The sequence below is a fragment of the Jiangella asiatica genome (genome assembly GCF_004349065.1).
GTDB lineage: Bacteria > Actinomycetota > Actinomycetes > Jiangellales > Jiangellaceae > Jiangella > Jiangella asiatica.
Genome location: NZ_SMKZ01000055.1, coordinates 18,139 through 44,420, shown reverse-complemented (window position 1 = coordinate 44,420; position 26,282 = coordinate 18,139). Strand labels below are relative to the sequence as shown.

25 protein-coding genes are annotated in these 26,282 nt (G+C 73.1%); 16 read left to right on the top strand and 9 right to left on the bottom strand.

Features of this window, described 5'->3' with window-relative positions; genetic code table 11:
- Positions 1–129: 129 nt before the first annotated feature.
- Positions 130–717: an RNA polymerase sigma factor gene (locus tag E1269_RS26680; RefSeq protein WP_131900320.1), complete on the top strand. Its 588-nt coding sequence runs from the start codon at positions 130–132 to the stop codon at positions 715–717.
- An 11-nt stretch (positions 718–728) separates the two neighbouring features.
- The gene (locus E1269_RS26675; RefSeq protein WP_131900318.1) at positions 729–1,181 is read left to right on the top strand and encodes a carboxypeptidase regulatory-like domain-containing protein; all 453 of its coding nucleotides are present in this window, start codon (positions 729–731) and stop codon (positions 1,179–1,181) included.
- Positions 1,182–1,205: 24 nt separating this feature from the next.
- Here the strand turns inward: E1269_RS26675 and E1269_RS26670 are convergent, their stop codons facing one another.
- From E1269_RS26670 to E1269_RS26655, 4 genes are all read right to left on the bottom strand, one after another.
- Positions 1,206–1,853, bottom strand: a complete 648-nt coding sequence (locus tag E1269_RS26670; protein ID WP_131900316.1) for a thymidine kinase — start codon at positions 1,851–1,853, stop codon at positions 1,206–1,208.
- Between the two features lie 7 nt (positions 1,854–1,860).
- Positions 1,861–2,967 (bottom strand): alkaline phosphatase family protein, encoded by a 1,107-nt coding sequence (locus E1269_RS26665; RefSeq protein ID WP_131900314.1) that lies wholly within the window; start codon positions 2,965–2,967, stop codon positions 1,861–1,863.
- A gap of 3 nt (positions 2,968–2,970) precedes the next feature.
- Positions 2,971–3,552, bottom strand: coding sequence for a DUF5998 family protein (locus E1269_RS26660; protein WP_131900312.1), 582 nt, complete (start codon positions 3,550–3,552; stop codon positions 2,971–2,973).
- 82 nt (positions 3,553–3,634) lie between these two features.
- Positions 3,635–6,289, bottom strand: coding sequence for a bifunctional acetate--CoA ligase family protein/GNAT family N-acetyltransferase (locus E1269_RS26655; protein WP_131900310.1), 2,655 nt, complete (start codon positions 6,287–6,289; stop codon positions 3,635–3,637).
- 64 nt (positions 6,290–6,353) lie between these two features.
- On the opposite strand from E1269_RS26655, the gene E1269_RS26650 reads away from it, so the two are divergent.
- Entirely contained in the window at positions 6,354–7,265 is a 912-nt protein-coding gene (locus E1269_RS26650; RefSeq protein ID WP_131900308.1) for a Gfo/Idh/MocA family protein, read from the top strand.
- 308 nt (positions 7,266–7,573) lie between these two features.
- Positions 7,574–8,518, top strand: coding sequence for a hypothetical protein (locus tag E1269_RS26645; protein WP_131900306.1), 945 nt, complete (start codon positions 7,574–7,576; stop codon positions 8,516–8,518).
- Positions 8,519–8,880: 362 nt separating this feature from the next.
- Here E1269_RS26645 and E1269_RS26640 read toward each other — a convergent pair whose 3' ends face one another.
- A complete protein-coding gene (locus tag E1269_RS26640; RefSeq protein WP_131900304.1) occupies positions 8,881–10,080 on the bottom strand; it encodes a LolA family protein in 1,200 nt (399 codons plus the stop codon).
- 180 nt (positions 10,081–10,260) lie between these two features.
- On the opposite strand from E1269_RS26640, the gene E1269_RS26635 reads away from it, so the two are divergent.
- Positions 10,261–10,938, top strand: coding sequence for a response regulator transcription factor (locus tag E1269_RS26635; protein ID WP_131900302.1), 678 nt, complete (start codon positions 10,261–10,263; stop codon positions 10,936–10,938).
- Positions 10,935–12,332 (top strand): ATP-binding protein, encoded by a 1,398-nt coding sequence (locus E1269_RS26630; protein ID WP_131900300.1) that lies wholly within the window; start codon positions 10,935–10,937, stop codon positions 12,330–12,332. Before E1269_RS26635 ends, E1269_RS26630 begins: the two co-directional genes overlap by 4 nt.
- On the opposite strand, the gene E1269_RS26625 is transcribed toward E1269_RS26630, so the two are convergent.
- Positions 12,268–12,855, bottom strand: a complete 588-nt coding sequence (locus tag E1269_RS26625; protein ID WP_131900298.1) for a helix-turn-helix domain-containing protein — start codon at positions 12,853–12,855, stop codon at positions 12,268–12,270. The two genes, E1269_RS26630 and E1269_RS26625, sit on opposite strands and share 65 nt — an antisense overlap.
- 107 nt (positions 12,856–12,962) lie before the next feature.
- On the opposite strand from E1269_RS26625, the gene E1269_RS26620 reads away from it, so the two are divergent.
- The 5 genes from E1269_RS26620 to E1269_RS26600 all read left to right on the top strand — a co-directional run bounded on the left by E1269_RS26620 (position 12,963) and on the right by E1269_RS26600 (position 18,427).
- Positions 12,963–13,973, top strand: a complete 1,011-nt coding sequence (locus E1269_RS26620; RefSeq protein WP_131900296.1) for an NAD(P)/FAD-dependent oxidoreductase — start codon at positions 12,963–12,965, stop codon at positions 13,971–13,973.
- Positions 13,974–14,052: 79 nt separating this feature from the next.
- Positions 14,053–14,640, top strand: a complete 588-nt coding sequence (locus E1269_RS26615) for a hypothetical protein (RefSeq protein WP_131900294.1) — start codon at positions 14,053–14,055, stop codon at positions 14,638–14,640.
- 43 nt (positions 14,641–14,683) lie between these two features.
- Positions 14,684–15,259 (top strand): hypothetical protein, encoded by a 576-nt coding sequence (locus E1269_RS26610; RefSeq protein WP_131900292.1) that lies wholly within the window; start codon positions 14,684–14,686, stop codon positions 15,257–15,259.
- A 16-nt stretch (positions 15,260–15,275) separates the two neighbouring features.
- Entirely contained in the window at positions 15,276–15,872 is a 597-nt protein-coding gene (locus E1269_RS26605) for a hypothetical protein (protein WP_131900290.1), read from the top strand.
- A gap of 104 nt (positions 15,873–15,976) precedes the next feature.
- Positions 15,977–18,427 (top strand): DNA gyrase/topoisomerase IV subunit A, encoded by a 2,451-nt coding sequence (locus E1269_RS26600; protein ID WP_131900288.1) that lies wholly within the window; start codon positions 15,977–15,979, stop codon positions 18,425–18,427.
- 111 nt (positions 18,428–18,538) lie between these two features.
- Here E1269_RS26600 and E1269_RS26595 read toward each other — a convergent pair whose 3' ends face one another.
- Positions 18,539–19,141: a TetR/AcrR family transcriptional regulator gene (locus tag E1269_RS26595; protein WP_131900286.1), complete on the bottom strand. Its 603-nt coding sequence runs from the start codon at positions 19,139–19,141 to the stop codon at positions 18,539–18,541.
- 6 nt (positions 19,142–19,147) lie between these two features.
- Complete coding sequence (locus tag E1269_RS26590) at positions 19,148–20,716, bottom strand: MFS transporter (RefSeq protein WP_131900284.1); 1,569 nt, start codon at positions 20,714–20,716, stop codon at positions 19,148–19,150.
- Between the two features lie 227 nt (positions 20,717–20,943).
- On the opposite strand from E1269_RS26590, the gene E1269_RS26585 reads away from it, so the two are divergent.
- Genes E1269_RS26585 through E1269_RS26570 form a run of 4 tightly spaced genes read left to right on the top strand, consistent with a single transcriptional unit; the run spans position 20,944 to position 24,847 of the window.
- Entirely contained in the window at positions 20,944–21,657 is a 714-nt protein-coding gene (locus E1269_RS26585; RefSeq protein ID WP_131900282.1) for an LppX_LprAFG lipoprotein, read from the top strand.
- Complete coding sequence (locus tag E1269_RS26580; RefSeq protein WP_131900280.1) at positions 21,641–23,410, top strand: MFS transporter; 1,770 nt, start codon at positions 21,641–21,643, stop codon at positions 23,408–23,410. Before E1269_RS26585 ends, E1269_RS26580 begins: the two co-directional genes overlap by 17 nt.
- On the top strand, positions 23,407–24,336 hold the full coding sequence (locus tag E1269_RS26575) for a sucrase ferredoxin (protein ID WP_131900278.1): 930 nt from the start codon (positions 23,407–23,409) through the stop codon (positions 24,334–24,336). The genes E1269_RS26580 and E1269_RS26575 overlap by 4 nt, the downstream gene beginning before the upstream one ends.
- Positions 24,337–24,346: 10 nt before the next feature.
- Positions 24,347–24,847 carry a beta-class carbonic anhydrase gene (locus tag E1269_RS26570; protein ID WP_131900276.1) on the top strand — a complete coding sequence of 167 codons (501 nt, stop codon included), beginning with the start codon at positions 24,347–24,349 and terminating at the stop codon, positions 24,845–24,847.
- Positions 24,848–24,850: 3 nt separating this feature from the next.
- On the opposite strand, the gene E1269_RS26565 is transcribed toward E1269_RS26570, so the two are convergent.
- Positions 24,851–25,708, bottom strand: a complete 858-nt coding sequence (locus tag E1269_RS26565; protein WP_131900274.1) for an LLM class F420-dependent oxidoreductase — start codon at positions 25,706–25,708, stop codon at positions 24,851–24,853.
- Between the two features lie 54 nt (positions 25,709–25,762).
- On the opposite strand from E1269_RS26565, the gene E1269_RS26560 reads away from it, so the two are divergent.
- Complete coding sequence (locus E1269_RS26560; protein WP_131900272.1) at positions 25,763–26,248, top strand: GNAT family N-acetyltransferase; 486 nt, start codon at positions 25,763–25,765, stop codon at positions 26,246–26,248.
- The last annotated feature ends 34 nt before the right edge of the window (positions 26,249–26,282 follow it).

Sequence of the window (26,282 nt, the reverse complement as noted above, 5' to 3'; positions counted from 1 at the left end):
CCCCCGTGACGTCTCCTCTGGCGTCCCCCGCCCCGGCGTGGGGCACGCCGGGGCGGGGGACGCCAGAGGAGACGTCACGGGGGACGTCGATCGGCGGGACGGTGTCCCGCGGGACCTATACTCAGGCCGGTGGCCGACCTCTCCGTCAGCGAGCTCATCGAGGCGGCGTCGAAGGGCGACCAGCTGTCCTGGGACCGCCTCGTCGACGCGCACGCCTCGCTCGTGTGGGCGGTCGTCCGCAGCCACCGGCTCGACTCCGGCGACGCCGAGGACGCCTTCCAGACCACGTGGCTGCGGCTGGTCGAGAACCTGGACCGCATCGAACGCCCGGACCGGCTGGCGGCCTGGCTGGTCACCACCGCCCGGCGCGAATGCCTGCGGGTGGCCCGCCGCGACGGCGCCGAGGTGCCCGATCCGCTCGTCGCCGAACGCGCCGGCCACGCCGCCTGGACCGATCCCGGGCCGGTCGAGGCGCTGCTGGCCCGCGAGGAGCAGCTGGAGGTGCTGCGGGCGTTCCAGCGTCTGGAACCGCGCTGCCAGGATCTCCTCCGGCTCACGGTCGCTACCGCAGATCGCCGCTACGTGGACGTCGCCGCCGAGCTCGACATGCCGGTTGGCAGCGTCGGCCCGACCCGTCAGCGCTGCCTCGGCCACCTGCGCCGGCTGCTCGGCAGCGCCGACAGTCCGGCCGCGGCGTCTCGCCCCGCCCGGCGCTGAAGGGGGAACCCGTGCCTGACGACGAGCAGCTCCTGGACCGCCTCAGAGAGGTGCTGGAAGCCACCGACCCGCCGCCGCCCGCGCTCGTCGACGCCGCCAAGGCCAGCCTGGCCTGGCGCACGGTCGACGCCGAGCTGGCCGAGCTCGTCGCCGACTCCACCACCGAGCTCGCTGCCGCCGTCCGGGCCGCCGATCCGCCCCGCCTGCTGACCTTCACCGCCGGCGAGACGATCGTGGTCCTCGAGGTGGTCGGCGACGCCGACGCCCGCCGCGTCATGGGGCAGATCCTCGCGCCCGCCCCGGCCGCCGTCGAGGTCCGTCACGCCGCCGGCGCGTTGAGTGTGGATGCCGACGCCGACGGCCGGTTCCGCGCGGCTGCGGTGCCCGCCGGGCCCATCTCGGTGACGTGCCGGTTCCCGGACGGTGCCCGGCCCACCGTCGTCACCAGCTGGGTCACCATCTGACGCACGCGGTCGACGGCGGCACCGTCAGCTCGCGGCGAACGGCAGCGGCTCGGGGCCGGTCTCGGCCACCCGGGCGCTCGCGGCGGTCATCCGTCGCCGGTGGTGCTGGCGGCACAGCACCTCGTAGCCGAGCTCGTCGGCGACCCCAATGTCGCCGACCACCACCTGCTCCCCCTCGGTGACCATGACGCCGCCGACGGTGCGTGCGTTGTGGGTGGCGCGCCGGCCGCACCAGCACAGCGCCTCCACCTGCAGCGTCTCGACCCGGTCGGCCAGCTCGACCAGTCGCGCCGACCCCGGGAACAGCCGGGTGCGGAAGTCGGTGAGGATGCCGAACGCGTACACCGGGAGGTCCAGCTCGTCCGCGACCCGCGCAAGGTGGTCCACCTGCTCGGCGGTGTAGAACTGGGCCTCGTCGCCGATGACATAGTCGATGCGCGCGCCGGCGGTCAGCCGGCCGACCACCAGGTCCCACAGGTCCGTGGTGTCCTCCACCTCCACGGCGCGCGCGGACAGCCCCAGCCGGCTGGACACCGTCGCCTCGCCGGCGCGGTCGTGGGAGGCCAGCATCAGCCCGGACATGCCGCGCTGCCGGTGGTTGTAGTCCATCTGCAGGGCCAGGGTGGACTTGCCGCAGTCCATCGTCCCGGTGAAGAAGATCATTTCGGCCATGCCGGTCTCATGCCTCCCCGACGAGCAGCGGCACCAGCAACTCGTCCTCGCTCAACGCTCCGTGCAGGCCACGCAGCCGGGTCTCGACCGGGAACACGCTGCGCCGCTCGACCGCGCAGTCGCCGTCGACGCTCACCACGACGTCGCCGATCCGCTCGAGCACCCGTTCCTCGACCGCGCCGAACCAGCCGGCGGTGACCGCCTCGCCGCGGGTCAGCACCGTCGCCCGGGAGCCGAGCACCGTGCGCCAGGCCGCGGCGACGTCACCGGCGGTGTCGTCGGACAGCGTGTACACGTGCCGGAACCGGGCCTCGCCGGCTACCAGCGCCACACCCTCGCGCAGCGCGGGGACGTCATCGACGTCGATGCGCCGTGACGGCTCGACGTCGACCATGCCATGGTCGGCGGTGACGACGAGGACGGTGCCGGCCGGCAGCTCGTCGTACAGCTGCTCGGCGAACCGGTCGACCATGGCCAGCTGATAGCGCCAGGCCGCCGACCCGCAGCCGTGCTGGTGGCCGGTGTAGTCGAGGTCGCCGTCGTAGACGTAGACGAGCGCTGGCGGGCCGGCCGCCGCGGCCGCGACCGCCGCGGCGACCCGCTGGCCGTAGGTGTTGGCGGCACGGAACGGCCCGCGCAGCGCCGCCCGCGTCAGCCCGGTGTCGCGGAAGCTGCTCTGCCCGATGACGGTGGTGGCGACGCCCGCCCGGTCGGCGCGTTCGAAGACCGACGGGTAGGGCTGGTAGGTCAGCGGGTCCAGCGGCGGCTCCCACTTGAGCGCGTTGAACAGCGCCGTCCCGCCGGGCACCCGCGAGGTGTAGCCGACGACGCCGTGCCGCCCGGGTGGCAGCCCGGTGCCGAGGCTGGTGAGGCTGGTGGCGGTCGTGGTCGGCAGCCCGGCGGTGATGGCGTGCCCGGTCATCGAGGTCAGGAATGGCGCCTGCGCCGGGTGGGCGCGCAGAAGGTTCCAGCCCATCGCGTCGACGAGCAGGATGCAGTAGCGCGGTGCCGGCGGGAGGCCCAGGACGTCCTGCTCGCCGCGGACGCCCAGGGCGCCCAGCACGGACGGCACGAGGTCAGCGAGCGCCGCCTCGCCGTAGCGCGGTAGGAGCACCGCTCACCGCACGCTGACGGTGGCCGCGGACAGCGCCCGCGCGAACGTCAGCAGGTCGCGCACCCGGCTGCTTCCGTCGCCGGCCTCGCTCACCCGCAGCGTGAAGTCGTCGGAGGTCAGCGCGCCGGTGTAGCCGTGGTCAGCCTCGCACTCGGGGTCGCCGCAGGTGGCCGGCTCGAGGTCGATGCGGCTCATGGCGCCCCAGCCGACGGTGAGCACGACGTCCAGCGCGGGTGCGCCGCTGCGGTAGGCCGCCGGTGCGGTGACGGTGCGGCTGACGACGACGGAGGTGACGCGGTCGAGCGGGACGGCCTCGGTGGATGTGGTGGCGTACGGCACGTCGTGGGTGTCGTCCGACGGGTACTCGTCGGTGTGCCCCACGATCAACCGCGTGGGGGTGAGCACGAGCACGCTGACGTGGCGACGCAGCTCGTCGCGGTCGAAGTGCGGCTCGTGGTGCACGACGTACGAGTTGACCGCCTCACCGGCCAGCGACGTCTCGAGCATGTCAGCGACGAGGTCCGGGTAGTAACCGGCTTCCTGGATGGCCAGGCGAAGTCCCTCACGCGTCCCTGTATCCGCCATTCCTCCATCCTCGCACGCCCGCGGCCGGCGCCGTCACGGCAACCTGCCCGGGCCAGCCGTCCGGGTGACCCGGGGGCGCCGGTCAGCTCAACCGCCGCGTGTACCAGTCCTGTCGGCCGGCCGGCGGCGCCACCCGGGCCGAGCCGTTGACGACGGCCAGCCCTGACTCTCCCGCGAGCACGGGGCTCAGCTCGATCGCCCGGACCAGCGGCACGTCGTCGACCATCCGGGACATGCGGTGCACGAGGTCCTCGACGGCCTTCAGGTCGGCCATGATGCCGCCGTGGTAGCCCATGAGCAAGGCGGCCGCTTTCACCTCGCGGACCATTTCGGCGGCGTCGCGGTCGGTGAGCGGCGGGATGCGGTACGACCGGTCGCCGAGCAGCTCGGTGGCCACACCGGACACCCCGAACGAGACCACCGGCCCGAACATCGGGTCCTCCCACGCCCGGACGACGACCGGCACGCCGCCGGGTGCCATCGGCTGCACGACGAAGCCCGCCGCCGCGGGGTCCGCCATCGTCTGGGTCATGGTGACCCACGCGTCGCGCATCTCCGCCGGGCTGTCGATGTTGCGCCACACCGCGGCGAGGTCGGGCCGGTGCCGCAGCCGCGGGGCGGTCGCCTTGAGAACCACCTCGCCGCCGAGCTCGTCCAGCGCGGCGAGCGCGGCATCGAGCGTCGGCGCCGGGCGCATGGACAGCAGCTCGACGCCGTACGTGGCCAGCAGGGCGCGCAGCCCCTCCGGGCCGAGGTCGACGCCGTCGTCGGCCCGCTCCCCCGCTGCGGTGAGGACCTCGCGGGCCACCCGGGCCGCGGCGTCTGGGTCGCAGCCCTCGATCGCCGGGATGGTGCCGTGGCTGCGCCGGCGCCACTCGGCGTAGGAGGTGGCGTGGCCGAGCGCGCGGGCGGCCTCCTCCGGCGTCGGGTACGACGGCACGGCGCCCGGCCCGTGCACGCCCCGGCGGCCCTGGAACGTGCCGACCACCGGCTTCGCTGCCCCGGCCACGACGTCGGCGACGGCCTGTGCGACGTCGTCGCCGCTGGAGGCGTCGACCGCCGGCGCGTAGACCACCAGCACCGAGCTGACGTCCGGCTGCGCCATCAGCGACGCGAGGGCCTGGCGGTAGTCGTCGGCAGTGGCGCCGGCGCCGAAGCTGAGCGGGTCGCCGTAGACGTCCAGGCCGGCGCTGACGGCGGCGTCGGCGGCGAGCAGGCCCAGCGCGCCGGAGTTGCCCATGACGGCGACCGTCCGCCCGGCCGGCAGCGGTTGGTAAGCCAGCACCTGGGCGACGTCGAACATCTCCGAGATGGTGTCGACGAGCACCACCCCGGACTGGCGGAACATCGCGTCCAGGGCCGGCGCCGGCGCCTGGATGGGCCGGACGGTGTGCCCGAGCGGCACGCCCTGCGTGGACCGGCCGCTCTTCACCGCCACGACCGGCTTCACCTCCGCGACCGCGCGGGACAGCCGGGAGAACTTACGCGGGTTGCCCAGCGACTCCAGGTACAGCAGCACGACCTCGGTGACGGGGTCGTCGCGCCAGTACTGCAGCAGGTCGTTGCCGGACACGTCGGCGCGGTTGCCGGCCGAGACGAACGTCGACAATCCCAGGCCGCGCGCCGCACCGTCGCCGAGGATGGCGGTGCCCAGCGCACCGGACTGGGCGAAGAAACCGACCTTCCCCGGCGGCGGCAGGACCGTGGCGAGTGTGGCGTTGAGGGAGTACTCCGCGTCGGTGTTGACGATGCCCAGGCAGTTCGGCCCGACGATGCGCATGCCGTGCGCCCGGGCCAGCCGGACCAGCTCGCCCTGCCGGGCCCGGCCCACCGGCTCGCCCGTCTCGGCGAACCCCGACGACACCACGACCAGGCCGTGGACGCTCTTGGCCGCGCAGTCCAGGACCACGTCGGTGACTGAGTCGGCGGGCACGGCGACGACGGCCAGGTCGACGTCGCCGGGGATGTCGCGGACGCTGGCGTAGGCCGGCAGCCCGGTGACTGCCCGGGCCTCCTTGTTCACCGCGTACACCGGCCCGGTGAAGCCGCTGAGGACGAGGTTGCGCACCAGCGTCTGCCCCACCTTGTCGCGGGAACGGCTGGCGCCGACTACCGCCACCGAGCGGGGCCGCAGCAGCCGCTCGATGGAGCGTGCCTCGGCCCGGTGCTCGCGCGCGGCCATCACCTCCAGCGACGTCCCCGTAGGCGCGATCTCGAACTCCACGTGGACGACGCCGTCCTCGTAGCTGTTGTCCACGGTGTAGCCGGCGTCGGCGAAGACGGTGATCATCTTGCGGTTGGCGGGCAGGATGTCGGCGACGAACCGGCGCATCCCGCGTTCCCTGGCCGCCTGCGCCAGGTGCTCCAGCAGCACGCTGCCCACGCCGCGGCCCTGGTGACCGTCCTCGACCAGGAACGACACCTCCGCCTCGGTGCGGTTGACGCGCTCGTACCTGCCGACCGCGATCATGTCGTCGCCGACCAGCAGGATCAGCGCGACCCGGTCGTGGTGGTCGACGTTGGTGAAGTGGCTGACGTCGCGGCTGGTGAGCGTCGGGTACGGGGCGAAGAAGCGGTAGTACTTGGACTGGTCGCTGACGCGTGCGTAGAACTCGACGAGGCGATCGGCGTCGGCCGGCGCGATCGGGCGCAGGTGTGCCGTGGCGCCGTCGGCCAGGACGACGTCGGCTTCCCAGTGCGCGGGGTACGGCACCGGGCCACTCGGCGCTGCGTCCACGATCACCCAGGTTAGCGGGCCAGCGCCGGGTCGTCGCCGTCGAAATGCCCTAGGGTCCGGTCACATGCGCTTCGGATTGGTCGGTACCGGGCATTGGGCCCGGGCCACTCACGCTCCCGCCCTCCTGGCCACCTCCGGCGTCACGCTGGCCGGCATCTGGGGCCGCGACCCCGGCCGTACTTCGTCGATCGCCGCAGCCTTCGACACCCGTGCCTACGACGACTACGACGCCCTGCTGGACGTCGTCGACGCCGTCGCCTTCTCGGTGCCACCGGACGTGCAGGCTCCGATGGCGGCCACCGCCGCCCGGGCCGGCAAGCACCTGCTGCTGGAGAAACCCATCGCCCACGACGCCGACGGCGCGCGGTCGCTGGAGGCGGCGGTCCTGGATGCCGGTGTGGCGAGCGTCGTCTTCTTCACCCAGCTGTTCCGGCCCGAGGTGCGCGCGTGGCTCGCCGAGTGCGCGGCCGCGGAGCACCCGTGGGAAGGCGGCCTGGCCCTCGCGCTCGGGTCGGTGCAGCGCGAGGAGGGCGTGTTCTCCACCCCGTGGCGGCTGGAGCGCGACGGCGGGCTCTGGGACCTCGGGCCGCACGCGCTGTCGATGGTGGTGCCGATCCTCGGGCCGGTCGTGTCGGTGGCGGCGCACGAGGACCGGCTTGGCACCGTCCACCTGGTGCTGGAGCACCGCGGCGGCGCGTCGAGCACCGCGACCGTCTCGCAGGCCGTCCCTTCCGCGGCGTCCACGAGCTACGCGCGCCTCTGGGGCGGTTCGGGCCACACGCAGCTGCCCGACCGCCATTCACCCGTCGTCGAGGTGCTCAGCGGCGCGGTCGCCGAGCTGGTGGCGGCGGCCGAACCCGGCGCCGCGCCGCACCCCTACGGCGTCACCTTCGGACGCGAGATCGTCGACACACTTGCGACAGCACAGGAGCAGCTGGCGAATGTGCGACACACCGGGCAAATGTCGGCGCAATGAACGCCGTCGCGGCCGGCCTGCTCGTATCGTGACCCGCAAGCGAACTCGTGTCGACAAGTGGCCCCGAAATCCGGGCCAAACCTTGACATGATCGTCATTTCCCGGAAAGAGTGCACGTCGTACGAAGTCTCCGTCATCGGAGAGGGGGGCCTGACGCTTCGGACTCGGTCATCTCGCACCGATTCGCGCGGTAGAGCCTCCCAACCTCCTGCGCATTCGTCCGATGCGGGTCATTCTGGCCCGGCCGTGGATCGTGACGGGTGCGCGGGATCGCGTCATCCACGCACCATCCGCAGAGAGGAGCGCACATGCGCTACCGAAAGATCGCCCTCACGACGGCGGCAGCCGGCCTGGTGGCCATCGGCTTCGCCGCACCGTCGCAAGCCGCACTGACAACGTTCTGCGACGGCGTCGCCGCAGACGTGACCGTGCCGGGAGACCTCGTGGTCGCGGCCGGCAAGTCGTGTGAACTGACCAACGTGACCATCAACGGTAACGTCACCGTACGGCAGGACGCAGACCTGCTGCTCGAGGGCGCCACCGTGAACGGCAACGTCCGCGTGCTGGGCAACGGCTTCGCGGACCTGCTGGGCACCTCGGTCAGCGGCTCGACGACGCTGGCCGCCGCCTTCGGCGCCTACGCCGAGGGCAGCACGCTCAGCAACAACGTCACGGCCACCGACTCCGGGTTCTTCTACAGCGTCGCGTCCTCGCACGCTCGGAATGTCACCTCCACGAACGGTGAGACTTTCATCGAGAGTGGTTGGGTCACCCGGAACCTCGCCACCACGGGCGACGCCCTCACCGACGTGTACGACACCGTCATCGAGGGCACCGTCGCCGTCGCCGACGCGGAGCAGGGCAGCGTGTTCTGCACGTCCGAGGTCGACGGCGACGCGACGTTCAGCGGCAACGGCGAGATCGTCCAGGTGGGCGCCTCGGATCCGCTGACCGGCTGCGGCATGAACGCGTTCGGCGGCAACGTCAGCGTCACCGACAACACCGGTGAGGCGTACGTGTCCGACAACGTGGTCCGGGGCGACCTCACCTGCTCCGGCAACGCCAGCCTGGTCGCGGAGAACAACCGCGTCCGTGGCGAGGACAACTGCGAGGGTGCGGCCGCCGCGGCTGCCCGCTCCTCCGTGCGCAGTGACGTCGCGGCCGACCGGAAGGCCGAGGCCCGCGCTGAGATCGAGGCTCGCTCCGACGCCGCCTCCGCTGAGGCCGTCGAGGCTGGCCCGGCGTTCAGCTGAACGCTCGCTGAGCAGTAGTTCCACCGAACGGCGGTGGGTGGTCCTCCGGGATCACCCACCGCCGTTCGTGGTAGCGGCGTGCACTGGCGGGCGTGCTCGTGCTCGACCCGCCACTCCCCCGGCCTCGACTCCGTCCAGGCCGCAGCCCCAGCGGCGGGACGTCCCGGTCGACGTTCCCGCCCGACTGGGTCCCGCCCGACAGGGTCCCGCCTGACGGGTCCCGCTCTACATGACGTCGGGTTGCAGCCGGCCCCGCCCGACCTGCGTGCACCCGCTTCACCAGGCTCACATCCCTGGTGAAGCGGGTGCACCCATTCTCAACTGTGATCATTCAGGGGCCACGCGGGCCCCGTGACCCGGGCTCAGAGGGCGGCGGCGGGGTCCATGGCGGCCTCTTCGAGCACCTCCGGCGCGACGGCGCCGACGAGCAGGCGGCCGTCGTCGAGCAGGAGGGCGCTGACCAACTCGGTGCTCAGGACCCGGCCATTGCCGTACGGGCCGCTGATGTCCTCGAAGCCGCTGAGGACGGAGTCGGCCAGGGCGGCGGCGTCGGGGTCGAGGCCGGCCGTCAGCGCCTCGACGTCCACGTCGCGCACGACCAGCACGGACGACCAGCCGGAGCCGACGACGGAGACCGAATCGGCGTCGAACTCGCTGAGCTCGGGGCTCGTGGCGTGCTCCCGCGGGGCCTGGAGGTCGGTGGGGTCGATCTCCTCGATCTCGGTGCCGGCCGGCGGCTCGAAGTCGTAGACCGAGTCGTCGGGCTCGGAGAACGTGACGGAGGTGAAGCCGACCTCGAAGGCCGGGTCGCCGCCGTCGCGGTCGAAGATCTGGACCCGCAGCGGCATGGAGTTCTCACCGTCGACGGCCAGCCGGATCGAGCCGATGAGGGACTGCTCGTCGCGGGGGCGCAGCACCAGCTCGTACGCGGCCCGGCCGGCGACGGTCGCGGTGCCGTCGACGTCGACCTGGGTGGTCGGGGCGATCGCCTGCAGCGCCATGGCCGCGGCCGCGCCGGGCACGGCCGTCGTGCCCTCCGGCAGCCCTTCGCCGTCGGGGCCCTCGGTGCCGGATGGGCCGAGGAGCCCGTGCGGGCCGGGCGACATCTCCTCGGCCGTCTCCTCGTCGATGGTGGCGTGCGAGGCGCTGTTGTCCTGGCTGCTCCAGAACCACAGGTCGGTGCCGTTGCGGACGAGGTCGGTCTCGGCCAGCTCGTCCTGCAGCGCCAGCCGGTAGGTGTCGCCGTCGGTGTACCAGATGCGGGCGGTGCTCGAGCCGCCGAGCAGCGACATGGCCGCCGCGGAGAAAGAGTCGGCCTCGGCGCCGGACACCTGCGGAAGCGTGGGCAGTCCCAGGTCGGCGGACTGGACCACGGTGCCGGCGAACGGACCGACGTCGATGCTGGCGAGGTCGACGAGCAGCTCGGCCGCGGTGCGGTCGGGCAGCTCGGAGTCGGCGCCGGCGATCAGCGGCCCGGCGACGGCGGCGCCGACCACCGCGGTGACGACGGTGGCCGGCACGGCCCAGCGGGCCACCGGCCGGCGAAGGACGGAGTTCGGCATGTTCTCTCCTAGCGTGGTGCTCGGTGCGCATGTGCCGCGGTGCGTGCGGCGCAGGTGCCCAGTGCGCGGGTCTGTTCGAGCCAGGTTCGACCCGATGACAGCCACTGTGCGCCCCCGTGCCTGTGAGAACCCTGAGAGCCGCCCAGCCGTCGAGCCTACGGTCAGGGCAAGCTATGCGTCATGCGGGTGCTGGTGGTCGAGGACGAGCGCGGGCTGGCGCGGGCGCTGCAGCGCGGGCTGTCCGCGGAGGGCTTCGCGGTCGAGCTGGCCCACGACGGCCTCGACGGCCTGCACCTGGCCCGCGAGAACGACTACGACGTCATCGTGCTCGACATCATGCTGCCGTCGCTGTCGGGCTACCGGATCTGCCAGGCGCTGCGTGCGGCTGGCAACTGGGTACCCATCCTGATGTTGTCGGCGAAGGACGGCGAGTACGACCAGGCCGACGGGCTCGACGTCGGCGCCGACGACTACCTGACCAAGCCGTTCTCCTACGTCGTCCTGGTCGCTCGGCTGCGGGCGCTGCTGCGCCGCGGCGCGCCGGCCCGGCCGGTCGTCCTCAGCGCCGGTGATTTGGAGCTCGACCCCGGCGCGCGCACGGTCCGCCGCGCCGGCGCCGACATCACGCTGACGCCGCGGGAGTTCGGCGTCCTCGAGTACCTCATGCGCCACCGCGACGAGGTCGTGTCCAAGCGCGACCTGCTGGAGCACGTCTGGGACCCCCACTACGACGGCGACCCGAACGTCGTCGAGGTGTACGTCGGCTACCTGCGCCGCAAGATCGACGTGCCGTTCGACCGCAACGCGCTGCAGACGGTGCGCGGCGCGGGCTACCGGCTGGCCGGTGACGGCGGATGAGCCGCCTCGGCCGGCTCAGCCTGCGCGCCCGGCTCACGCTCGCGGCCACCGTGATGGTGGCCGTCGGCCTGGCGATCGGCGGCGTCCTGCTGGTCGTCGCGCTGGACCGGGCCCTGCTCGACGCCCTGGACGAGGCCGCGAGGCGGCAGGGCGAGGACATCGCCGCGCTGGTCGAGAGCGACCGGCTGCCCGACCCGCTGCCCAGCTACGGCGCCGCCGTCGTGCAGGTGGTGGACGAGCAGGGCCGCGTGCTCGCCTCCACGCCGGGCGGTGACCGCCTGACCTCCATCGTCGACGACGCCGACCTGGCCGCGATCCGCGACGGTGATGCCGTGCGGCTCGACGGCGCCCGGCTCGGCCAGCCGGAGCCGCTGCGCGTGGTCGGGGTCGAGACGGACCCCCCGGGCGACCCGCACATCGTCCTCGTCGCAGTCTCGCTCGAGGAGCAGCGGCGCAGCGTCCAGTTCGCCAAGATCGGCGTCACCGCCGGCGGCGTCGTCGTCACCGCGGCGCTGGCGGTGCTGAGCTGGCTGGTCGTGGTGCGCGCGCTGCGGCCGGTCGACCGGCTGCGGGCGGGCGCGGACGAGATCACGGGGACCGGCGCGACCCGGCGGCTGCCGGTGCCGGCGGGCGACGACGAGCTCAGCCGGCTGGCCGTCACCCTCAACGACATGCTCAGCCGGCTCGACAACGCCGCGGAGCGCCAGCGCGCCTTCGTCGCCGACGCCGCACACGAGCTGCGCAGCCCCATCGCGGCCCTGCGCACCGAGCTCGAGGTCGCGCTGGCGCACCCGGACGCCGTCGACCCCCACGACACCGCTCGCGAGGCCCTCCAGGAGGTCGCCCGGATGGGCCGGCTCGTCGACGACCTGCTGGTGCTCGCGCACCTGGACAACCCGCGCCCGCAGCGCCGCGAGGAGGACGTCGACCTGCACGAGATCGTAGCCGCGATCGCCGAGGGCGTGCGCGACACCCGGGTGCCCGTCACGGTCTCGGCCGGCGGTGCGGCGGTGACGCACGGGCATCGCGATTCGCTGACCCGGGTGGTGCGCAACCTGATCGACAACGCCGTCCGGCACGCGGCCTCCCGGGTCGCCGTCGAGGTCCGGCGCGACGGCGCGTCCGTGCGAGTCGCCGTCGACGACGACGGCGCCGGGGTCCCGCCGGCGGACCGGGAGCGGATCTTCGAACGCTTCACCCGGCTCGACGACGCCCGTGACCGCGACGCCGGCGGGTCCGGGCTGGGCCTGGCGATCGTCCGCGAGATCGTCCGCGCGCACGGGGGCACGATCGTCGTCGAGGACGCCGCGCCGGGTGCCCGGTTCGTCGTCAGCCTGCCCGCCGCGGCCGCGCCCGAACGTGCAGCCGTTCGCCCTGCGGACCGAACAGGCTGAGCACCTCCAGCGAGCCGGGGCCGGCGTTGCCGAACCAGTGCGGGGTGCGGGTGTCGAACTCGGCGGCCTCACCGGCGCCGAGGACGAGGTCGTGCTCACCGAGGATGAGGCGGGCCCGTCCGTTCAGGACGTAGAGCCACTCGTAGCCCTCGTGTGTCTGGGGCTCGTGCGGATACGGCGCCGTCGCCTCCCCTGGCGCCGGGAAGATCATCTTGTACGCCTGCAGCCCACCGGGCCGGCGGGTCAGCGGCAGATGGGTGACGCCGTGGCGTACCACCGGCTGCGGGTGCACCCGGGGGTCGCCGGTCGGCGGCGCACCCACCAGCTCGTCCAGGGTGACCTGGTGGACCCTGGCCAGTGGCAGCAGCAGCTCCAGCGTCGGCTTCCGTCCGCCGGACTCCAGCCGCGACAGGGTGCTGACCGAGATGCCCGTGGCCGCCGACAGCTGCGCCAGCGTCACCCGGCGCCGCCGGCGCAGCTCGCGCAGCCGCGGCCCGACTCCGTCGAGCACGTCCTCAGCCATGCCGTCATCTTGCCAGTCCGGCAACGTCCTTTGTCAATCTGCGGGAGACGGACGGAGGATCGAGATGGCGGCCGGCGAGTCGCCATCATGGATGCGCGGGAGGAATCATGCGGGATCTGTACGACGTCGTGGTGGTGGGCGGCGGGGCTGCCGGGCTGGCCGGAGCGCTGGCGCTGGGGCGATCACGGCGCTCTGTGCTGGTGGTCGACGCCGGCGAGCCGCGCAACGCGTCCGCCGAGGGCGTGCACAACTACCTGACCAGCGAGGGCATGCCGCCCCGCGACCTGGTCGCGGCCGGGCGCGCGGAGGTCGCCGGGTACGGCGTCGAGGTGGTCGACGGCCTGGTCCGCGAGCTGCGCCCCGTCGACAAGGAGGCCGGCGACGACGGCGACGACGGCGACGGCTCGCGGTTCGCGGTGGAGCTGGCCGACGGCCCGACGGTGCGAGCCCGCCGGCTGCTCGTGACCGCCGGCGTGATCGACGAGCTGCCCGCGATCGACGGCCTGGCCGGGCGGTGGGGGCGCGACGTGCTGCACTGCCCGTACTGCCACGGCTGGGAGGTGCGCGACCGGGCCGTCGGCGTCATCGGCACCGGGCCGCTTGCGGTGCACAGCGCGATGCTGTTCCGGCAACTCACCGACGACGTCGTGCTGATCAGGCACGCCGAGCCGGTGCCGTGGCCGTCGTCGCAGGACGCGGCTGCGTTGGCGGCCCGCGGTGTCACCGTCGTCGACGGGGAGGTCGCAGCGGTCGAGGTCGCAGGCGATCGCCTGGTCGGCGCCCGGCTGCGGTCGGGCGAGGTGATCGAGCGCGACGCGCTCGTGGTCGCCTCGCGCCCGGTGGTGCGCGGCGAGCTGTTCGTCGGGCTGGGCCTCGAGCCGGCCGACGTCGAGATGCACGGCCAGACCGTCGCCACCCACATCCCCGCCGACGGCGCCGGCGCGACGTCCGTGCCCGGCGTGTGGGTCGCCGGCAACGTCACCGATCCGATGGGCCAGGTGATCGGCGCTGCCGCGGCCGGCCTCAAGGCGGGCGCCGCGATCAACGCCGACCTCGTCGCCGAGGACGCCGACCTCGCCGTCGCGTCCGCCGGAACGCTCGCCCCCGCCCCCGGCTGACCGGCGCCGGACCAGCGGCGCCAGGCCGGGCGAGAGCCCGCGGGTCGGCCCTAACACTCGTTCGGTAACCTGTCGCGCCATGACCGACCTCGTCCTGCGCCCGTCCGTCCGCAACTCCGCGATTCGCTCCCGCGTAGTCGGTGTCGCCGTCTTCATCGCGATCATGCTCGTCCTCCCCACGATCATCGGAGGACTGCCGGGTCTGATCTTCGGCGTAGCGTTCTCCACGGTGATCATCGCGCCGATCGCCGCACTGCTACTGCGGTCGCGGGTCGTCGTCACGCCGACAGCGATCACCGTTCGGGGCATGCTCCTGCAACGACGCAAAGACCGCGCCACGGCGGCATCGGTGGTCCGGGCGATGCTCGTCGTGCCTCGCACCGGATTGGTCGACACCGTCTTCGTCCTCGATGCCAAGAAGCGACCGCTGTTGCGCATCAATGGCAACATCTACCGCACCGCGGACCTCGACCGTCTGGTCCAGCACCTCGGTCTGCCCACCGCGGCCGTGCAACATCCGGTGACCGTGCCCCAGCTGGAGAGCATGCATCCCGGGATCGTCTCCTGGGTCGAGGCGAACCCGTTCCGCGTTGGTTGCGTGGGTGCGGGGATCGCGGTCGTGGTGATCCTGGTCCTGGCGAGTGTCATCACGGCGGTGACACTGTGACCGGGACGGCTGGCCGAGTGGCGCCCGGATAGGCTCAGCGCACATGATCGACCTGGAGCTGCGGCCCTCGCCGGCGCGTCGGCGTCTCGCCTATGTCATGACCGCGGTGGTCGGCGCCGTGTTCGCCATCGGCGGGACCATCGCGGCCGGGGTGCCGGGCTTGCTGATCGGGCTGGCCGTCTCGGCCCTGATGCTCGCCGTCATGTACGGGCACCTACGCAGGTCGCGCATCGTCGTGACGTCGTCGGAGATCGTCGTGCACGGGCTGGTGATCACCCGGCGGCGGGAACGCTCGCGCGCCGCGTCCGTGGTGCGGGCCGTGGTGATCCCCGTTCGCGGCCCGGCCGTCGACACCGTCTTCGTCCGCGCGGCCGACGACTCACGACTGCTGCGCATCCACGGCAACAACTACGAGGCGGAGGACCTGGACCGCCTGGTCGCGCATCTCCGGCTCCCGTCGACCGGCCCGGATCGGCCGGTCACGGCGGGACAGCTGGACCGCGCGTACCCGAGCCTCGTGCCGTGGGTCGAGGCGCACCCGTTCAGGTTCTCCTTCGCCGTCGCGTTCGGATTCGTGACACTCGTCGTGGTCGTGGGGATCGTCGTCGCGTCGTTGTGACCCTATGATCGTGGCCGTGCCCGGACCCTCCCAGCCCGGCGCGGCGCTGGTGCTGCGCCCGTCGTTGCGCCGCTATCTGCGCACGTCCAAGGTGACGGTGCTGCTCGCCGCGGTGCTGCTGGCGGCCCTGCTGTTCCGCGGTGGCGGGTTCGGCGTCCTGGTGTCGGTGACGGTCATCGCGGTCGCGTCCGCGGTGGTCCCGGTGTACTTCCGGCGCGCCGCCATCGCAGTCACCGCCGACGAGGTCGCGGTCACCGGGCTGCTGCGCACCCGCCGCACCCCACGGGCCTCCGTCGCAGCCGTGGTCACCGCCGGCCTCCCCCGCTCCCACAAGGCCAGCAAGAGCCTCGCCCACGTCTTCGTGCTGGACGGGTCCGGCCGGCGGATCGCGCGGATGACCGGCAGCCGCTGGCTCGAGGACGACATGCGCGCGCTGATCCGCGAGCTGGGCCTCGAGCCCCGCAAGCTCGGCCGGGTGTCGTCGGCCCGCGAACTGGCGCGTTCCTACCCGCACGCCGTGAGGATCCTGGAGCGCTACCCCGTCATCGCCGGCGCCCTGGTCGTCGTCCCCGCACTCGCGATCATCCTGGCCGTGTCCCTCGAACTCTCTTGATCATCAACGGTTGGCGACGTCATGGCGTCGCCAACCGTTGATGATCATGGGGAGGGGTGGGTCGCTACGCAGGTCCGGGGGCAAAGCACGCCACAATGTCCCCCATGGCACGCCGCACAACGACACCACCACCGGAGGACTTCGAGGAAACCATCCTCGACGTCGACGTCGCCGAGGAGATGCGGGGCAGCTTCCTCGAGTACGCCTACTCCGTCATCTACGCGCGCGCGATCCCTGACGCCCGCGACGGGCTGAAGCCGGTGCAGCGCCGGATTCTGTTCCAGATGAACGAGATGGGCCTGCGCCCGGACCGTTCCCACGTCAAGTGCGGCCGCGTCGTCGGCGACGTCATGGGCAAGCTGCACCCGCACGGTGACGGCGCCATCTACGACACCCTGGTGCGGATGGCCCAGCCGTGGGCGATGCGGGTGCCGCTGGTCGACGGGCACGGCAACTTCGGGTCGCTGGACGCCGGGCCGGCCGCGTACCGGTACACCGAGTGCCGCCTGGCCGAGCCGGCGATGCTGCTGGTCAGGTCGCTCGACGAGAACGTCGTCGACATGGTGCCCAACTACGACGGACAGTTCGAGCAGCCCGAGGTCCTGCCGGCGGCGTTCCCGAACCTGCTGGTCAACGGTGCTACCGGCATCGCCGTCGGCATGGCCACGAACATGGCGCCGCACAACCTCGGCGAGGTCATCGACGCCACCCGGCATCTGATCGCCCACCCCGAGGCCAGCCTCGACGACCTCATGCGGTTCGTCCCCGGCCCGGACCTGCCCAGCGGCGGGCGCATCATCGGCCTGGACGGGGTCCGCGAGGCCTACGAGACCGGACGGGGTGCGTTCAAGACCCGCGCCACCGCACGCATCGAGAACATCACCGCGCGGCGCAAGGGCATCGTCATCACCGAGCTGCCGTACATGGTGGGGCCGGAGCGGGTCCGCGAGCGCATCGTGGAGCTGGTACGCAACAAGAAGCTGCAGGGCGTGGCCGACGTCGTCGACTACACCGACCGCAACACGAGCCTGCGCCTGGTCATCGAGCTGAAGAGCGGCTTCGTCCCGGAGGCGGTGCTGGAGGAGCTGTACCGGCTCACCCCGCTCGAGGACTCCTTCTCGATCAACAACGTGGCACTGGTCGACGGGCAGCCGCGCACGCTGGGCCTCAAGGAGCTGCTCGAGGTCTTCATCGCGCACCGCCTCGACGTGGTGCGGCGGCGCAGCGAGTTCCGCCGGACCAAGGCCTCGGACCGGCTGCATCTGGTCGACGGCCTGATGATCGCGCTGCTGGACATCGACGAGGTCATCGCGGTGATCCGGTCCTCCGACGACGCCAGTGCGGCGCGCGAGCGGCTGATGGCCGTCTTCGACCTCAGCGACATCCAGGCCCGCTACATCCTCGACACCCCGCTGCGCCGGCTGACCCGCTACGACCGGCTGGAGCTGGAGAAGGAGGGCGAGGAGCTGCGGCGCACCATCGCCGAGCTGACCGCCCTGCTGGAGGACGAGTCGCTGCTGCGGCAGGCCGTCTCCGCGGAGCTGGCCGAGGTCGCCGCGCAGCATGCCGACCCGCGGCGGACCGTCCTGCTGGAGGAGTCCGGCGCGGTGATGCCGCGCGCCGGCGCGGCCTCGCTGGAGATCGCCGACGACCCCTGCCGGGTGCTGCTGTCGTCGTCCGGGCTGCTCGCGCGGACCGCCGGCGACGACCCGCTGGTCCATGGCGACAACCGCTCCAAGCACGACGTCGTGGTCTCGGTGGCCGCGTCGACGGCGCGCGGCCAGGTCGGCGTCGTCACCAGCGCCGGCCGGGTGGTTCGGCTGTCCGTCCTCGACCTGCCGGCCCTCCCGCCCACGGCGGCCCTCACGCTGGCCGGTGGGGCGCCGCTGAAGGAGTTCGTCGACCTCGGCGGCGGCGAACGGGCCCTGTGCCTCACCACGTTCGACCCCGACTCCAAGGGCCTGGCGCTCGGGACGGAGCGCGGTGTGGTGAAACGGGTGGTACCGGAGCACCCGGGCAAGGATGCCTACGAGATCATCCGGCTCGACGACGGCGACCACGTGGTCGGCGCCGTCGAGCTGAGCACCGGCGACGAGGATCTGGTCTTCATCACCACCGACGCCCAGCTGCTGCGGTTCAGCGCGAGCACGGTCAGGCCGCAGGGCCGGGCCGGCGGCGGCATCGCCGGCATCAAGCTCGGCGGCGGCGCCAAGGTGACGTTCTTCGGGTCCGTCGACGCCGGCCGCGACGGCGCCGTCGTCACCGTCTCCGGGTCGTCGACGGCTCTGCCCGGCACCCAGCCCGGCGCCGTCAAGGTCACCCCGTACCGCGAGTACCCGGCGAAGGGCCGGGCCACCGGCGGCGTGCGCTGCCACCGCTTCCTCAAGGGCGAGGACACCCTGCTGCTAGCCTGGGCCGGCGCGGCGCCGGCGCGAGCGGCAGCGGCCAGCGGGGTGCCGATCGACCTGCCAGACGCTACCGGACGGCGCGACGGCTCCGGCATCCCGGCGGCACAGCCGATCGCGGCCGTCGCCGGCCCCACATCAGCCCGTTGATCTCGGAGTAACCGCGGCAATGCAGGACGAAGTGTCCGCTTGATTCCGCAGTTGCTCCAAGATCAACCGCGACGGGGACGACGGGAACAGCGTGCGGGTCGGGCGACGGGCCTAGGCGCGTGGACGCAGGCCACCCAGGACGCCGTCGAGGAGCTGCTCCAACAGTTCCCGCGACGGCGTCTGGTCCGGGTGGTGCAGCATCCAATGCAGGGTGGGCGCGGTGACGATCTCTGACATCACCTCGAGGTCGAGGTCGTCGCGCAGCTCGCCCCGCTCGATGGCCCGGCGCAGGGCGCCGCGGGTGAGCTCGCGGCGCGGCGCGATGACGGTCTCGCGGTACTGCGCGTCCAGCGCGGGGTACCGGCTCATCTCACCGACGAAGCACGCGTACACCTTGCGGTTGCGTGCGGACTCCCGGCTCCGGGCGGCGGCCTCGGCGATGGACAGCAGGTCGTCGCGAAGGGAGGCGCCCGACAGTGTGGGCAGCGGGCCCTTCAGCGTGAGCATGGCGTCGCAGATCAAGCTCTCCAGCCCGCGCCAGCGCCGGTAGATGGTGGTCTTGCCGACGCCGGCGCGTGCCGCGATGCCCTCGATGGACGTGCCGGCGATGCCGGACTCCGCGAGGAGGTCGAGGGTGGCCTCGATGATCGCCCGGTCCGCGTCCTCGCTGCGCGGCCGCCCGCTGCGCCGCTCCACCCGAGCGATCTCGGTCATGTCAGGTCACGTCCTCGCTGTCTCCGGCTCCGGTGCCGTCGACGGTGCCGGCTCCGCCGCCGACGGCCCGGGCAGGAACACCGTGACGACGACGACGCTCAGCGCCGCGACGGCGGCACCCAAGAAGGCTACCCACTGCACACCGCCGATGAAGGCGTCGAAGGCCGGGCCGCGCACCTGTGCGACGACGCCGGCCTGCTCGGCGGCCATCATGGTCGACCCGATCGACTCCGCCGCCGCGTGCCGGATGCCTGCGGGCAGCACGCTCACCGCGTCGTCGACGCCGGACCGGTATCGGGCCGAGAGCACCGCGCCGAGGACGGCGACCCCGAGCGCGCCGCCCACCTGGCGCATCGTGTTGTTGACCGCGGAGCCGATGCCGGCCTTCTCGCGAGGCACCGCCGCCATGACGGCCGTCGTCGCCGGCGGCATGACGTTGGCGATGCCCGCGCCCTGGATGAAGAACAGCGCCAGCAGGAACCACAGCGACGTGCCGGCGTCGATGGAGCCCATGCCGACCAGGCTGAGCGTCACCAGGCCGAGCCCGGTGGCGGTGACCGCGCGGATGCCGTACCGGCGCACCATCCGCTCCGAGAGCGCCGCGAACACCGTCTGGGCCACCGCGAACGGCAGGAACGTCAGGCCCGTCTCCAGCGGCGAGTAGCCCCGGACGATCTGCAGGTAGAACGTCATGAAGAAGAACGTGCCGAGCATGGCGAAGAACACCAGGCCGATGGTGGCGACCGACGCGGAGAACATCGGGTTGCGAAACAGTTGGACGTCCAGGGCCGGGTGATCGGAGCGGGCTTCGTACCAGATGAACAGCCCCAGCACGGCCAGCCCGCCCAGGGTGGAACCCCAGACCACCGGCTCGGTCACCGTGGCCCGCTCGCCGCCCTCGATGATGCCGTACACGAGCAGCGTCAGCCCGATGATCGACAATCCGACGCCGACGGGGTCCAGCCGCCCAGGCGAGGGGTTGCGTGACTCCGGCACCAGCCAGGCGATCAGGGCGAGGCCGATGAGCACGACCGGGACGTTGATGAGGAACACCGAGCCCCACCAGAACCGCTCGAGCAGCGCGCCGCCGAGCACCGGGCCGAGCACGACCGCGATGCCCACGGAGGCGACCCAGATGCCGATGGCGCGGCCGCGCTCCTCGGGCTCGAAGACGTTGGTGATGATTGCGAGCGTCGCCGGCATGACCGCGGCGGCGCCGACACCCATGAACGCACGGGCGGCGATCAGCTGCTCCGGCGACGAGGCGTAGGCGGAGACGGCCGAGGCGATGCCGAACAGCAGCAGCCCCAGCATCAGCATGCGGCGCCGGCCGAAGCGGTCGCCGAGCAGGCCGAATGTGAACAGCAGCCCGGCGAAGACGAGGGTGTAGGAGTTGATCGCCCACTCCAGCTCGCTCTGGGTGGCCGAGAGATCGTCCTGGATGGTCCTGAGCGCGACGTTGAGCACAGTGTTGTCGAGCACGACGACGAGCAGGCTGACGACGAGAACGCCGAGGATGCTCCATCGCCGGTTGTGGATCGTCGCTTGGTCCACGATGGCGGGTTTCCTTCCCATCGGATGTTGTTTCGATACGCTCACGTGTCGTATCGGTATGGGGGCGACAATAGACCCCATCCGCACGATACGCAACGGTCGCGTATCGCAATGCAGTCGAACTCTCAGCGAGTTCACAGCGGCCGACGGGCACCGTGGGGCGTCGCTGCCGTCCGGGAGGAGTTCGTGTGGAGTCCAGCTCGCGGGTCGGCCGGGCACCTGACCGCCCCGGCTGGCACACTGCCCTCATGCGAGTCACCGCCCGCCGGATCGCCGCCGCTCTGCTCGCCACGGCCACCACGCTCGCCCTCGCCGGATGCAGCGGTGACGACGACGGCGACGGCGGCGGCGACGACCCCCAGGCACAGCTGGACACCGCCGCCGACCTGCTGAACGAGGCGTCGAGCGTGCGGTTCACCGTCGAGGGCGAGGATCTGCCCGACGACGGCACCGTCGTCCTCGGCGCGGAGGGCGTCGCCGTGCCGCCGGCGTCGTTCGAGGGCGACATCCGCATCCGCGCCGGCGCGCTGCCGGCCACCGTCGCCGTCGTCTCCGTCGACGGCCAGCTGTGGGCACAGCTGCCGTTGACCAATGGGTTCGCGGAGGTCGACGCCGAAGAGCTCGGGTTCGGCGACCCCGGCCTGCTCATAGACCCCGACGAGGGCGTCAGCCAACTGCTCACGTCCGGCAGCGAGGTCACCGCGGGCGACCAGGTGCGCATCGACGGCGAGGTCTACGACCAGGTCGAATCGGTCCTGCCGGGCGAGCTGGTCGGCCGCATCCTCGCCATCGCCGACCCGACCGCCGAGGTCCAGGCCGTCTGGGCGCTCGATTCCGACTCCGGGCACCTGCGTCAGGCCACCTTGACCGGGCCGTTCTACGAGGGCGGCGACGAGCAGAGCTACTCCGTCCAGCTCGACGACTACGACGAGCCCGCCGAGATCAGTGCTCCCGACAGCTGAGCGCGCCGGCCGCCGGGCGCTGGCGCTCGGGGTCGTCGGGGTACTGCTGGCGGCCGCCGACACCTACGTCATCGTCCTGGCGCTGCCGGACATGATGATCGGCGTCGGGTTGGACGCCGACGAGCTGCAGCGGGCCGCGCCGCTGGTGTCGATGTTCCTGCTCGGCTACGTCGTGGTCCTCCCCCTCGTCGGGCGCATCTCCGACGTCACCGGGCGTCTGCCCGTCCTCACCGGCTCGATGCTGGTCTTCACCGCCGGGTCGCTCCTGACGGCCTCCGCCGACGGCGTCGCCGGCGCCGTGGTCGGCCGGTTCCTACAGGGCGCCGGCGGCGGCGCACTGGTCCCGGTGACGCTGGCGCTGGTGGCCGACCTGTGGCCGGCAGAGCGTCGCGGCGTCCCGCTGGGCCTGGTCGGCGCCGTCCAGGAGCTGGGCTCGGTGCTGGGTCCGCTGTTCGGCGCGGCCATCCTCGCCGTCGCCGACTGGCGGGCCATCTTCTGGGTCAACTTCGTGATCGGGGCGGTGCTGTTCGCCGGCACGGTCGCCCGACGGCGCCAGCTCACCCTGGCGCCCGCGCAGCCGGCCTCATCGCCCGCGCGGCCGCCGTCCGCGCCCGCCGGCTGGCCGGACGTCGCCGGTGCGTTGCTGGGCCTGGGCGCGCTGGCCTGCGCCGGCCTCGCGGTGACCCGGCCGGACCCGCTCGAGCAGAGCGTTCGGTGGGGCGAGCTGCTGGTCCCGCGGGTCGACGGCCGCGGCTGGACCACTCCGCTGGCCATCGCCGCGGCCGTGCTGGTGCTGGCGTTCGTCGCGCGGGAGCTGACCGCGCGCCGGCCGGTCCTGCCGCTGCGCCGCACCCCGGCGGTGCTGCGCGCCGCCGACCTGCCCGGCGCGCTGCTGCTCGGCACCGCGCTGGGCGGCATCGTGCTGACCTTCGCCGTGGCAGACCCCGCGGTCGAGCTGATGGCGCCGTCCGGGCCGTGGCTGCTCGCCGGGTCGGCGCTGGCGCTGGCCGGGTTCGCCTGGCGGCAGCGCCGGGCCGCCGCCCCGCTGGTGCCGCCGGCCGCCGTCCGCGCCGTGCCGGCGTGGGGATCGCTGCTGGTCAGCTTCTTCGTCGGGGCCGCACTGGTCGCCGTCGTCGTCGACGTCCCCATCCTGGCGCGCACCGTGCTCGAGGGCGCGGACCAGCTGGACGCGGCGCTGGTGCTGCTCCGGTTCCTGGTGGCGCTGCCGGTCGGCGCGGTGCTCGGCGGCTGGCTGCTGCACCGGTTCAGCCCGGCGCCGGTGGCCACCGCCGGGCTTGCCGTCGGCACCACCGGGCTCGCCGTCATAGCCACCTGGGGGCTCGGGTCGCTCGACGGGCTCGGCGACGACGCCGTCCTGGTCGCGGCCGGGTTCGGGTTCGGCCTGGCCATCGCCCCGGTCAACGCGGCGCTGCTGGCCGCGGCGCCGCGCGCGACCCACGGCGTGGCCAGCGCCCTGCTCGTCGTCGCCCGCATGGTCGGCATGCTCGCCGGGCTGTCCGCGCTCACCGCGATCGGGCTGCGGCGCCTCTACTCCGTCCAGGCCGACATCGAGTCGCCCACGGTCACCTGCCCGTCATCCCCCACCGACTGCCCGCCGTACGACGACGCCGTCCGGCAGGCCATCGTGGAGCAGCTGCAGGCTACGTTCACCGGCGCCGCGGTGTGCGCGGCGGCCGCGACCGTGGGCGCGCTGCTCCTGCTGCGGCACGTCCCCCGTACCGTGGTGGCGTGACCTCCTGCTCCGACGACAGCCGCGAGCTCGGCGAGCCGCTGGCCGGTACGGCGCCGGTGGCCGCCTGGTGGCTGGTGGTCGAGCAGCCCGGGCCGTGGGGCGCGAAGGCGCTCACGCAGTCGCATCTCGACCCCCGCCTCGGCGCAGAGCTGGACGCATCGGCCGGCGAGCACGGCGGCCGGGTCGCGCTGGTCCGCCGCCCGCGCCAGCACCCCGACACCCGCCGCCCCGTGTCGCACCGGGTGTGGCTGGCCGCGACCCGCCCGGGCGCTACCCGCCTGCTCGGCGGCTGGATCGCGGACCCGTCCGACCTGCGCGGGCTCGACTGGGCCGCGCTGCGCGCCGCCCGCGGCGGCCGCGACCTCGACGCCGTCGTCGCCTCCGCCGGGCTGGCGCTGCGCCCGGAGCCCGAGCCGCTGCTCCTGGTCTGCACCAACGGGCGCCGCGACGTGTGCTGCGCGCAGAAGGGCCGCCAGCTCGTGCACGACGTCCGCGACGACATCCTGGGGCGGGTCTGGGAGACCACCCACCTCGGCGGCCACCGGTTCGCCCCGACCGCCGTGCTGCTGCCGCACGGCGTCGTCTACGGCCGGCTCGACGACAAGGCGGCACTGCTTCTCGTCGAGTCCGCCCGGGCCGGCCGGTTCCATGCCGACCACTACCGGGGCCGCAGCACTTTCAGCCGGCCCGCCCAGGCCGCGGAGGCCGCGGTCCGCCGCGTCTCCGGCGACACCGGGCTCGACGACCTCGACGTCGCCGCCGTGGCCCCGCTCGACGACGCCGCCTGGGACGCCGTCGTCGAGCACCGTGACGGCCGCACCTGGACGGTCCAGGTGCGCACCGAGAAGCAGCACCCGGCCCGCCCGGAGTCGTGCGGCAAGCCGGCCGGAACCCCCGTCGCCTACATCGCCCGCCTGCGCGGATGAGAGGAGCGTCATGCAGACCGAGGATTTCGCCGACGTCCTGGCCGCCAACGACGACTACGCCAAGCACTTCGACCTGGCCGGCCTGCAGCCCGTGGCCGCTCGCGGGCTCGCCGTCGTCACCTGCATGGATTCCCGCATCGAGCCTTTGGAGATGCTCGGGCTGAAGCCCGGCGACGCCAAGATCATGCGTAACGCGGGCGCCCGCGTGACCGCCGACGTGCTGCGTACGCTGGCGCTGGCCACCCACCTGCTCGGCGTCACGCGGATCATGGTGGTGGCGCACACCAGGTGCAAGATGGCCAGCGCAACGGCCGAGGAGGTCAACGCCGCCATCCTGGACAGCTCCGGCATCGACGTGCGCAGCCTCGACTTCCAGCTCGTCGCCGACCAGCGCGCAACTCTGGCCGCGGACGTGCAGAAGATCCGGTCGTGGCCCTTCCTGTCGCCCGGCGCGCCCGTCGGCGGCTTCGTCTACGACGTCGACACCGGCCGGTTGTCGCAGGTCGCCTAGCGCCTAGACGAGGGCAGGCGCGAGCGCACGCCACTGCTGCCGCGGCAGCCCGCGTTCGCCGGTGAGGACCTGCACGCACACGTGGTCGGCACCGGCGTCGTGGTGCTCACGGATGCGGGCGGCGACGGTGTCGACGTCACCCCAGGCGACCAGCGCGTCGACCAGCCGGTCGCTGCCGTCGCCGCTGAGGTCGTCGTCCCCGAACCCGAGGCGGCGCAGGTTGTTCACGTAGTTCGGCAGCCCGAGGTAGAACGCGACCACCGGGCGGGCGACGGCGCGGGCCTCGTCGGGGTCGGTGGCGAGCACTACCTTCTGCTCCGGCGCCAGCAGCGGCCCGTCGCCCAGGATGCCCCGCGCCATCGCCGTGTGCCGCGGCGTCACCAGGTACGGGTGCGCGCCCAGGCTGCGCTCCCCCGCCAGCTGGACGGTGCGCGGGCCCAGCGCCGCGACGGCCCGGGCGCCCACGGGCACACCCGCCGCGTCCAGGGCGTCCAGGTACGCCGCGACCTTGCTGTACGGGCGTTCGTAGAGCTGCCCGCCCGGCTCGACGAACTTCGCATGCCCGGCGCCAATGCCCAGCAGCAGCCGGTCCGGGTGGTCCGGGCCGACCCGGTGGAACGCGGCGGCGACCTCGTCGGCCGGCTCCGACCACACGTTGACGACCCCGGTGGCCGCGACGAGGCGCGTCGTGGCCGCCAGCACCTGCTCCGGCCGCCGGAGTGTTCCCTCCGCGCCGCCCAGCCAAATGGCGCGGTAGCCCAGCTCCTCCAGCTCCGCGGTCGCGTCCGCCACCTCCGATGGGTCCGCCGGCCAGGTCCGCGCACCGACCCACACACCCGCTCGTCCGACATCGATCGCCATGTCGTGCCCAACCCGTACACCGGCGCCGCTCTTCCCCGTGACTAGGCTCGTGACGTGTCCCACACCTTTCGCACCCCGACCGCGGCCGACGAGCTTGCCCTGCTCACCCTGAACAACGACCACGCCCTCGAGCTCTCCGAGCTCACCGCCGACGAGCTGCGCGAACTACTCAAGATCGCCTGGCGGGTGCGCATCACCGACGACGCCGCCGCCATGGTCGTCGCCTTCGACCAGGACACCGTCCGCGACAGCCAGAACTTCACCTGGTTCAAGGAGCGCTACGACCGGTTCGCCTACATCGACCGGGTCGTCGTCACGTCCCGGCTCCGCGGACAGGGCGTCGCGCGGGCCCTGTACGAGGAGGTCATCGCCGCCGCCCGGGCCGAGGGCCACACCCTGCTGTGCGCCGAGGTCAACCTCGAGCCGCCCAACCCGGCCTCCGACGCCCTCCACCTCTCGATGGGCTTCACGCCCGTGGGCACGGCGCAGCTGATCGGCCGCGACAAGTCCGTCCGCTACTTCACCCGCCCGCTGACCTGACGCCCACGCCGCGGCCCGTCGGTCCCACCACGTT